Source organism: Ruegeria sp. HKCCD6426, assembly GCF_057221115.1.
In genome coordinates this window covers 1-9,685 of sequence record NZ_JBWVBF010000018.1, presented here as the reverse complement: position 1 = coordinate 9,685, position 9,685 = coordinate 1, and the positions used below count along the sequence as shown (strand labels likewise).

Annotated in this window: 11 protein-coding genes and 1 pseudogene; all 12 read left to right on the top strand. The window is 57.7% G+C overall.

The genetic code is table 11. The annotated features are described in order from the left end of the window. Positions 1–70 precede the first annotated feature (70 nt). Positions 71–232: pseudogene (locus tag AC2TDA_RS22800) on the top strand (IS6 family transposase); the annotation flags it as partial. A 140-nt stretch (positions 233–372) separates the two neighbouring features. Then, a complete protein-coding gene (locus AC2TDA_RS22795) occupies positions 373–1,548 on the top strand; it encodes a substrate-binding domain-containing protein (RefSeq protein WP_480851023.1) in 1,176 nt (391 codons plus the stop codon). A 69-nt stretch (positions 1,549–1,617) separates the two neighbouring features. Continuing rightward, positions 1,618–2,382 (top strand): ABC transporter ATP-binding protein, encoded by a 765-nt coding sequence (locus AC2TDA_RS22790; protein WP_480881402.1) that lies wholly within the window; start codon positions 1,618–1,620, stop codon positions 2,380–2,382. Next, positions 2,375–3,097, top strand: coding sequence for an ABC transporter ATP-binding protein (locus AC2TDA_RS22785; protein WP_480881401.1), 723 nt, complete (start codon positions 2,375–2,377; stop codon positions 3,095–3,097). The genes AC2TDA_RS22790 and AC2TDA_RS22785 overlap by 8 nt, the downstream gene beginning before the upstream one ends. A gap of 1 nt (position 3,098) precedes the next feature. Next, complete coding sequence (locus AC2TDA_RS22780; RefSeq protein ID WP_480851028.1) at positions 3,099–4,130, top strand: branched-chain amino acid ABC transporter permease; 1,032 nt, start codon at positions 3,099–3,101, stop codon at positions 4,128–4,130. A 1-nt stretch (position 4,131) separates the two neighbouring features. Then, positions 4,132–5,190, top strand: a complete 1,059-nt coding sequence (locus tag AC2TDA_RS22775; RefSeq protein WP_480851030.1) for a branched-chain amino acid ABC transporter permease — start codon at positions 4,132–4,134, stop codon at positions 5,188–5,190. Then, a complete protein-coding gene (locus AC2TDA_RS22770; protein ID WP_480851032.1) occupies positions 5,187–5,972 on the top strand; it encodes an alpha/beta fold hydrolase in 786 nt (261 codons plus the stop codon). The genes AC2TDA_RS22775 and AC2TDA_RS22770 overlap by 4 nt, the downstream gene beginning before the upstream one ends. Beyond that, on the top strand, positions 5,969–6,565 hold the full coding sequence (locus AC2TDA_RS22765; protein WP_480851034.1) for a TetR/AcrR family transcriptional regulator: 597 nt from the start codon (positions 5,969–5,971) through the stop codon (positions 6,563–6,565). Before AC2TDA_RS22770 ends, AC2TDA_RS22765 begins: the two co-directional genes overlap by 4 nt. Next, entirely contained in the window at positions 6,562–7,329 is a 768-nt protein-coding gene (locus AC2TDA_RS22760; RefSeq protein ID WP_480881399.1) for an enoyl-CoA hydratase/isomerase family protein, read from the top strand. The genes AC2TDA_RS22765 and AC2TDA_RS22760 overlap by 4 nt, the downstream gene beginning before the upstream one ends. Positions 7,330–7,334: 5 nt before the next feature. Beyond that, a complete protein-coding gene (locus AC2TDA_RS22755; RefSeq protein ID WP_480881397.1) occupies positions 7,335–8,825 on the top strand; it encodes a class I adenylate-forming enzyme family protein in 1,491 nt (496 codons plus the stop codon). Further along, positions 8,818–9,174, top strand: coding sequence for a MaoC family dehydratase (locus AC2TDA_RS22750; protein WP_480881396.1), 357 nt, complete (start codon positions 8,818–8,820; stop codon positions 9,172–9,174). The genes AC2TDA_RS22755 and AC2TDA_RS22750 overlap by 8 nt, the downstream gene beginning before the upstream one ends. After that, the gene (locus AC2TDA_RS22745; protein WP_480881395.1) at positions 9,168–9,548 is read left to right on the top strand and encodes a hotdog family protein; all 381 of its coding nucleotides are present in this window, start codon (positions 9,168–9,170) and stop codon (positions 9,546–9,548) included. The genes AC2TDA_RS22750 and AC2TDA_RS22745 overlap by 7 nt, the downstream gene beginning before the upstream one ends. Positions 9,549–9,685 lie beyond the last annotated feature (137 nt).

Below are 9,685 nucleotides of genomic sequence, written 5' to 3'. Positions count from 1 at the left end.
GCCCAAATGCGCGCTTGAAAGTCCGAGGACTTGCCCTTCTCAATCACGCGCAAACTAGTTGGCAATGCCCCACCGTTTTATAGAGCGGCGCACTCGACCGATGTTGGGGTTTAATGCCTACGCTTCACCAGCTTCAACGCTGGACGGAATCTGAGTCGCGAACATGATCCGCAAAGGTCAGTTCACGCCTGGAATCTGTCTGTTTCGTCAATTCGCGGAATTGGTCGCTTAGCTCGCAGCTGCGGCGCGATATCTGCATTCAGCAAGAAACTTCGCAACAGAACGTGAGCTCTAGAGCCTCCAGTTGCACCTATTGACATGAACACTGATTCATGTTTCATGTTTGTTTAGGAGAAAACAGGGAGGACCCCCATGTTGCGCATGTTTGCGTTGACGGTTGCCGGCGCGTTGATGACGTCCGCAGCCACTGCAGAAATCAGAATAGCCCATGTCTATGGCAAAACCGGCCCGTTCGAGGCTTATGCGGCGCAGTCGCACAATGGCCTGAAGCTGGGCCTTGAGTACGCCACCGGGGGAACCATGGAGATCAATGGCGAAAAGATCGTCTTGATCGAAAAAGACACGCAGCTAAAACCCGATATCGGTCGCGCCCAGCTGGAAGAGGCCTATGGTGACGATGACGCGCATATCGCGGTTGGCCCGGTCAGCTCGGGGGTTGCATTGGCAATGCTTCCGGTGGCCGAAGAGTACGAACGCGTTCTGATTGTCGAACCGGCCGTGGCTGATTCAATCACCGGAGCAAACTGGAACCCCTATATCTTCCGAACCGGTCGCAACTCATCGCAAGATGCAATTGCAAATGCGGTGGCCCTGGGCGGTGAGGGTGTGACCATCGCAACCCTGGCACAGGACTATGCTTTTGGCCGGGATGGCGTCGCGGCCTTCAAAGAAGCGCTGGAGGCCACGGGTGCGACTGTTGCACATGAAGAATACGTGCCCACCGACACGACGGATTTTACTGCAGCGGCCGAGCGGATTTTCACCAAGATGGGTGATATTGAGGGTGAGAAAAAGCTGTTCATCATTTGGGCCGGTGGCGGCAATCCGATGGGCAAGATCAACGCGATGGAGCCCGAACGCTTTGGTATCCAGATCGCGACTGGCGGAAACATTCTGGCCGCGCTGAAGGCCTATAAAGAGTTGCCCGGCATGGAAGGTGCGACCTACTACTATTACGAGATCCCGCAGAACCCGGTGAACGACTGGCTGGTGAAAACGCATTTCGAGCGCTTCGACAGTCCACCTGATTTCTTCACCGCTGGCGGTATGGCCTCTGGTCTGGCCATTGTCGAAGCCATCAAGAAAGCCGGTGGCGCGGAAGATACCGATGCGCTGATCGAAGCGATGAAAGGCATGACCTGGGAAACCCCGAAAGGCACCATGCAGTTCCGCGCCGATGATCATCAGGCCATGCAGCCCATGTACCATTTCCGCACTGAGGTGCAGGACGGCAAAGACTATGGCGTTCCGGTGCTGGTGCGTGAAATCGGCATGGACGAAATGAACATCCCTGTCCGTAACCAGTAAACTGCAGCGTATTTCCTGTCTGTGCTGGGGCGGCCCTACAGGCTGCCCCGGGGATAGGGGAAGAGACATATGACACAGACACTTCTGCAAACCGAAGCACTGACCGTACGTTTTGGCGGCCATGTGGCGGTGGACGCGGTCTCATGCAGCTTTCACGCCGGTGAGCTGACGGCAATCGTTGGTCCGAATGGCGCAGGTAAAACAACCTATTTCAACCTGATCTCGGGGCAGATTTCGGCCAGTTCGGGCAGTGTAAAACTGATGGGTGAGGACATCACCCGGTTGGGCGTGGCCGAGCGGTGCGATCGCGGTTTGGGGCGGGCGTTTCAATTGACCAACCTGTTTCCCTGCCTGTCGGTTTTGGAAAATGTGCGTCTTGTGATCCAATCCAGACGCCATAAGGGATTTGGTCTGTTTTCCATGGCTGACAGCCATACTGAATTGACAATAGCCGCGATGGCCATTCTGGAGCGTGTGCGGCTGGACACCCAAAAGGATCTGCTTGTTTCCGAGCTGTCGCATGGAGATCAGCGCAAGTTGGAAGTCGCGCTTTTGATCGCGTTGGACCCGATGGTCTACATGTTCGACGAACCAACCGCGGGGATGAGCGTCGACGAAGCCCCAGTGATCCTTGACCTGATCGCCGAAATCAAAGCGGACCGGGAGCGCACCGTGCTGCTTGTCGAGCACAAACTGGATGTCATTCGCAGCCTCGCGGACCGTGTGATCGTTCTGCACAATGGTGAATTGGCCGCAGACGGTGCCCCCGCCGAGGTCATGGCCTCGGCCGTTGTTCAGGAAGCTTATTTGGGGAAGGAGCTGGACCATGTCTGACCTGATCCTGTCGCTGAACGCTGTGCATACCGACATCGCGCAATACCACATTCTACAAGGCGTTGACCTACAGGTGCCACGGGGCCAAGTGACAATGTTGCTGGGGCGCAATGGCGTCGGCAAGACCACGACGTTGAAGACCATCATGGGGCAATGGACCGCCAAGTCGGGCGAAATTCTCTATGATGGTCAGGACATTACCCGCAAGTCGGTGTTTGCACGGGCGCGGGCTGGTATCGGCTTTGTCCCCGAGGACATGGGGATTTTCAGCGATCTGACGGTTGAAGAGAACATGGCGCTCGGCAGCCTTTCGGGCAAGCTGGACCCCAAGCGAAAAGACTGGCTATTGAACGCATTCCCGGCGCTTGGAACATTCTGGAAAAGTGAGGCGGGCAATCTGTCGGGTGGTCAAAAGCAGATGCTGTCCATCGCGCGGGCAATGGCGGAAGATCGCGAATTGTACCTGATTGACGAGCCCACCAAAGGCTTGGCCCCGGCCATTATCTCGACCATGGCGCAGGCGCTGCGCGAACTGAAGGCTCAGGGGGCCTCTGTCCTGCTGGTCGAACAGAATTTCTCGGTTGCCAAGGCCCTTGGGGACAGCGCCGCCGTCATGGATGACGGCCGGGTGATCTGGACCGGGGTCATGGCCGAGTTGAGTGAAAACAAGGACCTGCAAGAACGCTTGATGGGTCTTAGCATGGAGGCGCCTTGAGATGACCGCAGCCCCCGATCACAGACCGACCTTTGCCAGTGTCAGCCTGACCGAGCGGCTGGACGAGGCGATGCCGCTGCTGTTGATCCCGATCCTGGTAATATTGGGCTTCTTTGCCATAGGGGCACCTGCCAGTTGGCTGACCCTGACGGTTTCCGGCCTGGCGATGGGCATGATGATCTTTATCATGGCCTCGGGATTGACGCTGGTTTTCGGCCTCATGGACGTGATCAACTTTGGTCACGGCGCCTTTGTTTCGGTCGGCGCTTTTGTCGGGGTTTCTGTCCTGATCGCACTGGGCGACTGGACGGGCGCGGCATCGTTACTGTTGAACATGTCTGCGGTCCTGCTGGCGGTGATCGCAGCGATGGCTGTCACCGGGATCATGGGTTGGGGCTTTGAGCGGATCATCGTCAAGCCGGTCTACGGTGCCCATCTGAAACAGATTTTGGTCACTGTCGGCGGTTTGATTGTTATCGAACAGTTGATCCACGTGATCTGGGGGCCCGACGAGATTTTCATAAACCGCCCCGAAACCCTTAAGGGCGCTGTCACCTTTGCCGGTGCCGCGATGGAGAAGTACCGCTTGTTGGCGGTTGGGATCGGTCTGGTGCTTTTCATTGCGATGCGTGTCGTTCTGAGGCGCACAAAGATCGGCCTGATCGTTCGCGCCGGGGTTGAAAACGGTCCCATGGTCGAAGCGCTTGGCTATCGCCTGCGTCTGGTGTTCGTCGGTGTCTTTATCGCCGGTTCGGCTCTGGCCGGGCTGGGGGGCGTGATGTGGGGCCTGTACCAAGAGGTCATCACCGCCGGGATGGGGGAAAGGATGATGGTTCTGGTGTTCATCGTGGCCATCATCGGTGGGCTGGGGTCGGTCGAAGGGGCCTTTATCGGTGCGCTTCTGGTAGGGCTGCTACAGAACTATGTGGCCTTTCTGGAACCCAAATTGGCGCTGGTGTCCAACATCGCGCTGATGACGGCAATTCTGATGTGGCGGCCGCAAGGCATGATGCCCGTAGTGAAGGCGAAGTAAGATGCTGGTAAAACTGCTTTCCGGAGATCAACCGCGATCCGCCATCCTGACCGCCATTTTGCTGGTCATCCTGATCTGTCTTGCGGGCGCGCCCTTTATCTTTGACGGGGTGCGGGCACTTGATACGGCTGCGCGGATCTGCATCTTTGTCCTGCTGGTGGCAAGCTATGATCTATTGCTCGGCTACGGCGGCATCGTCAGCTTTGCGCATACGATGTTCTTTGGTCTGGGCGCCTACGGTGTTGCTTTGGCGTCGACCCATATGGGGCGCGGCTTTGACTCGCTGCTGCTGGGGTCGGTTTCTGGCGCCTTGGCGGCGGTTGTTCTGGCGTTGCTTATCGGTCTCTTCAGCTTGCGCGTGCGGGCAATCTTTTTTGCCATGATCACACTGGCTGTGGCTTCGGCGGTGGCGGTTCTAGTGTCACAGTTCTCGGGGCTGACCGGGGGTGAGGACGGGCTGACCTATAAGATCCCGCGGGTTCTGACCTCGGCCAACCGCATGGGAGAGTTTTTGGGTACGCGCATCAGCGGCAAGATCTTGAACTACTATCTGGTGTTCCTTGTGGCGCTGATCTTGTTCCTGTTGCTGCTGCGCATCGTAAATTCACCGTTTGGCCGCGTATTGCAAGCGATCCGCGAGAACGATTTTCGGGCTGAGGCGATCGGATACCGTGTGGTCTGGTATCGCACCGTGGCGACCTGTCTTTCGGCTGCGACCGCTGCGCTGGCGGGCAGCTTGTTTGCCATCTGGTTGCGCTATGTCGGGCCGGACACCACGCTGAGTTTTGAGATCATGCTCGACATTTTGCTGATGGTGGTGATTGGCGGCATGGGAACAATGTACGGTGCGGTGATTGGTGCCACCTTGTTCATTCTGGCGCAGACCTATCTGCAAAACCTGATGGGGACAGCGTCCGAGGCCACCTCGGCGCTACCGCTGATCCCTGATCTGCTGGACCCAGATCGCTGGCTTATGTGGTTGGGTATCCTCTTTATCCTCAGCGTCTATTTCTTCCCGACAGGTATCGTGGGCCGGTTGCGCGCGCGTCGTGCTTCATGACTGTGCCGGTTGTCTTTCTGCACGGTTGGGCGATGAACGGCGCGGTGTTTGACGACCTGACCCGACGCCTGGGGCCAGGATTTGACTGCCACGCACCAGACCTGCCCGGTCATGGGCGGCGCAGCAAGGACACTGCCAATCTGGACACCTGTGCAGCCGTGGCCAAACACTGGATCGACCGCTTGGATCGGCCTATTCTCGTGGGCTGGTCGATGGGGGCAGGAGCTGCCTGGCGATACGTGTCCCGGAACGGGACCGCTGCACTGCGCGCGCTGGTGACCATTGACATGAGCCCACGCATGATGCCGGGCCCGAATTGGGACCTTGGGCTTTTGGGTCAGAGCGCTGCGTCGATTCAGGCAACGGCGGACCGGATCATCCCCGAGTGGCCGAACATGGCGGGGGGCATTGCGCATTTGATGTTCGCGCCCGACAACTCACCCACGCTGAGCCGCAGTGAAATCCATGCGCTGTTGCTGTCGCAAAACCCGGTTGATCTGCAGCCGATGTGGGAGCAGCTCATGCTCATGGATGAGCGAGACACAATCTCGAAAATCGACATCCCCTATCTGATCTGCGCCGGAGCGCAAAGCCGATTGTATCGTCCCGACGTGGCGCGCTGGACGGCTGCGCAGGCCAAACAGGCGCGCGTGCAGAGCTTTGCCAATTCCGGACACTCGCCACATCTGGAAGAACCTGACGTTTTTTGTGATGCGCTGCGCGGCTTTGTTGCGGCAGAAAAGTTGGCGATGCAACACCAGGATCAAGAAGTAAGCCAATGACCAAAGCCACAAACGCCAAACCCAAAACGAAACGCGGGATCGAGCGTCGGGCGCAAATTCTTGCCGCGGCTGAAAAGGTGATCGGTCAACAGGGTTTTGCTGCTGCGTCCATCGCCGATATTACCCGTGCCGCGCAAACCGCACTGGGCACGTTCTATATCTATTTCTCGGGCAAAGATGAGGTCTTTCGCGAGCTTGTACAGGAAATGGGTCACGCCACACGTGCACAGGCTGCAGAACGTGTGGCCGGTGCGAAAGACCGGCTTGAATCCGAACGGGCCGGTTTGATGGCCTACCTGACGGTCGTCCGGGATCGTCCGATGCAATACCGCATCGTCGAAGAAGCGCGCTTTGTCGATCCGCAAGCCTATCGGGAGTATTACACCGAGTTTGGCAAAGCCTATGCCGATCAATTGGATCAGGCCGTTGCTAAAGGCGAGATATCGCCGGGCGATGCCGAAATACGGGCCTGGGCGCTTATGGGCGTGGCCAAAACCTTGGGCGAACGGTTCGTACTTTGGGAAGACGACGTGGACCTTGAGAGGGTCGTGGACGAAGCGCACAAATTCATATGCTACGGATTGGCGCCATGAGTGATCTGGTTGTCTGCGATCAGCTATCGCTGCAGAATGGAGAACCTTGTTTCCGCATTCGAATGCAGGCACCACGGGCCAACGCCCTTGAGCCCACCTCTTTGTCGGAATTGCACAAAGCCTTTGACGCGCTGGAGCGTTCAGGGCTCAAAAAGGCGCTGGTGACCGGCGGACGAAATTTCTCGACCGGGGGTGACGTTGGTCGGTTTTTTGACGCCGCGCAGCGTGGCGACGCAGAAACCTATGCCGAGACCGTGGTGCCAGTACTGCAAAAGCTGGTCTCGCGGATGATCAGCCTGCCAGTTGTGATCGCCTCGGCCATTCAAGGCGCGGCAACTGGTGGATCAGCAGGTCTTGTTTTCGCATCCGATATTGTCACTGCCGCACCGGATGCCTTTGTTCAACCTTACTACAGCGTGATGGGTTTTGCCCCGGACGGAGGATGGACCGCGCTATTGCCCGAACTGATCGGGACAGCGCCCGCGCAATGCTGGCTTATGGCCAATGCCCGGCATGCCGCAGACAAGCTAGAAACATTGGGCCTGGTTACAGCTGTGGATGCGAATCCCGAGGAGCGGGCATTGGCCTTGTTGGGTGGAATCGAAACAGGGTCGGCCCTTACCACCAAATCCATGATCTGGACCGCGGCGCGGCGCGCCACGGTTCAAGCCGGACTGGATGCCGAAGCGGCAGAATTTCAAAAGTTGATCGGGCGGCAAGAGACCCTGTCGCGAATGACCATGTTTCTGCAGGAAACGGAATAGATGTGATGTTCGATGTGATTCCGGATATGGCTGCCAAACGGGCTGAGCTGAGCCCTACGGATTTGGCGTTTCGTGATACCGCGACCGGGCGCGACTGGAGCTTTGCGGCAATCAACGATGCCGCCGACGCGGTTGCCGCGGGATTTCGCGTGCGCGGGTTGGCTGAGGGTGACAGGGTCGCGATCCTTTGCCACAACCGAACCGAGTTTTTCATCACACTCTTTGCCTGCCAGAAAGCCGGGACGATCCTGTGCCCGCTCAATTGGCGTCAACCGGTGGCAGAATTGGTGGAAACCGTCGAACAGGTCGGGCTATCGATGCTTTTGACCGACACAGATTTCGCGGACACCGCGCATGCGGTGGGTCAGGCAATCGGTGCGCCGGTCCTTACGCTGGAAGGGGACATAGCGGATTGGGTCGCTCAAGGGGGTGCCGCCCTGACGGCCCCGATCCCGGCAGAGCGTCCATGGTATCTGTTGTTCACATCCGGGACGACCGGCCTGCCAAAATCCGTGATCCAAACAGCGCGCATGGCTTGGGCCAATACCATTAATATCGGGCAGGCGATCGACATCACCGCGAAGGATCGCGCGGCGTGTTTCCTGCCGTTGTTCCACACTGCCGGGATCAATCTTTACACCTTGCCGATCTTTCTGACCGGTGGGTGTTCGACCGTACTACCCAAGTTTAATATCGAGACAGTCCAGCCGTTGTTGCAAAGTGGCCAAATCAATCAGTTCTTTGCCGTTCCGGCAGTCTATCAGGCTTTGTCCTTATCCCCCGACATCGACCAGATTGATTGGTCTTCGATCCGCTGCGGCTGCGGGGGCGCGCCGTTGCCGGAGCCTTTGATCCACTTTTTTGCGGAAAAAGGGGCCAGGGTTTTGAACGGTATGGGCATGACCGAAACCGGTCCCACGGTGTTTCTGATGGACAGCACGCACGCGGCAGAGAAAATCGGTTCGGTTGGCAAACCGCAAAGCCTTGTCGAGGTGCGGTTGGGCGGTGTGCTGGCTGGTGCCGAAGGTTCGGGCGAATTGCAGTTGCGCGGACCGGGTGTCACGCCGGGATATTTTGCCAACCTGTCGGCAACCGAAAAGGCGTTCACCGAAGACGGCTGGCTGCGCACGGGCGATGTCGCGCGTCGTGACGCTGACGGGTATTATTTTATCGTGGACCGCATCAAGGACATGTTCATCTCGGGTGGCGAAAACGTCTATCCGGCCGAGGTTGAACGGATTTTAAACGCCCATCCTTCCATTCTTGAAAGCGCGGTTCTGGGTGTGCCGGATCAGAAATGGGGCGAAACCGGAGCCGCCTTTGTCATGCTGCGCCCCGGAGAGACACTTGAACCTGAAACCCTGTTTCATTGGTGCCGTGAACGTCTGGCAGGGTATAAAGTTCCCACCCATCTAAGCTTCGTTGGGGACTTTCCGCGAACGGCCGCTGGTAAAATTCGCAAACCTGACCTGCGAGAGGGGTTTCGCAATGATTGAGCTGCGGGAAAACTGGACCCCAACGCAGGCAGAATTTGACGCCTTCGCCGCCGTGTCGGGGGACGACAATGCCATCCACGTGGATCCAACCTTTTGCGCATCAACCTCCTTTGGTCGAACGGTCAGCCACGGGATGCTGATCTATACAAAGCTGTGGGGGATGTTGAAACGCCACAACTCTGCGGTCCTGCAGGTCAGCCAAAAGCTGATGTTCCCAAACCCGGCGTTCACCGAAGAGGAACTTGAATTGAAGATCACGGAAAAAGTGCCCGGACTGGTGGAAATGCGCGTAACACGCGTGGCTGATGGTGCTGAATGCCTGCTTGGTGAGGCGGAAATTTCATGTTGAGCATCGGTCAGGCGGCCCAGATCACCCGCACTTACACCCCAGCCGATTTGGCGGCTTTTTCAGCCCTTGGCGGGACCGAGACCACCGAGGTGCCGGAGCCGTTGATCGCGGCCTTGTTCTCTTACCTGCTTGGGGTGCAATTGCCCGGATCGGGCACGAATTACCTAAAACAAGAGTTAATCTTCAAAGCCCCGGCATCGGTTGGTCAGCCCTTGACCGCCAAGGTCGAAATCATTCGTTTGCGGAGCGACAAGCATCTGGTTGATCTCTGGGCCAGCTGCACTTCGGCGGATGGCAGAGTGATCTGCGAAGGTCGCAGCCTTGTGAAAGCCACAGACGTAAAAGGGGCATTCAAGGCGGTTTTGAAAGTGTAGACGCTCTGCTGGCCTCGATGTGCCATTGTGGTAAATCCGACAGCACCCCGGTTGGAATTGGGTCGGCCGGCATTGCCAACTTGTTTGCGCGTGATTGAGAAGGGCAAGTCCTCGGACTTTCAAGCGCGCATTTGGGC

Excerpts from the sequence above, each read along its gene's own strand:
- AC2TDA_RS22755 (WP_480881397.1), top strand. The coding sequence starts at position 7,335 with ATGTTCGATGTGATTCCGGATATGGCTGCCAAACGGGCTGAGCTGAGC.
- AC2TDA_RS22745 (WP_480881395.1), top strand. The coding sequence starts at position 9,168 with ATGTTGAGCATCGGTCAGGCGGCCCAGATCACCCGCACTTACACCCCA.
- AC2TDA_RS22780 (WP_480851028.1), top strand. The coding sequence starts at position 3,099 with ATGACCGCAGCCCCCGATCACAGACCGACCTTTGCCAGTGTCAGCCTG.
- AC2TDA_RS22790 (WP_480881402.1), top strand. The coding sequence starts at position 1,618 with ATGACACAGACACTTCTGCAAACCGAAGCACTGACCGTACGTTTTGGC.
- AC2TDA_RS22750 (WP_480881396.1), top strand. The coding sequence starts at position 8,818 with ATGATTGAGCTGCGGGAAAACTGGACCCCAACGCAGGCAGAATTTGAC.
- AC2TDA_RS22795 (WP_480851023.1), top strand. The coding sequence starts at position 373 with ATGTTGCGCATGTTTGCGTTGACGGTTGCCGGCGCGTTGATGACGTCC.
- AC2TDA_RS22765 (WP_480851034.1), top strand. The coding sequence starts at position 5,969 with ATGACCAAAGCCACAAACGCCAAACCCAAAACGAAACGCGGGATCGAG.
- AC2TDA_RS22760 (WP_480881399.1), top strand. The coding sequence starts at position 6,562 with ATGAGTGATCTGGTTGTCTGCGATCAGCTATCGCTGCAGAATGGAGAA.
- AC2TDA_RS22785 (WP_480881401.1), top strand. The coding sequence starts at position 2,375 with ATGTCTGACCTGATCCTGTCGCTGAACGCTGTGCATACCGACATCGCG.
- AC2TDA_RS22770 (WP_480851032.1), top strand. The coding sequence starts at position 5,187 with ATGACTGTGCCGGTTGTCTTTCTGCACGGTTGGGCGATGAACGGCGCG.
- AC2TDA_RS22775 (WP_480851030.1), top strand. The coding sequence starts at position 4,132 with ATGCTGGTAAAACTGCTTTCCGGAGATCAACCGCGATCCGCCATCCTG.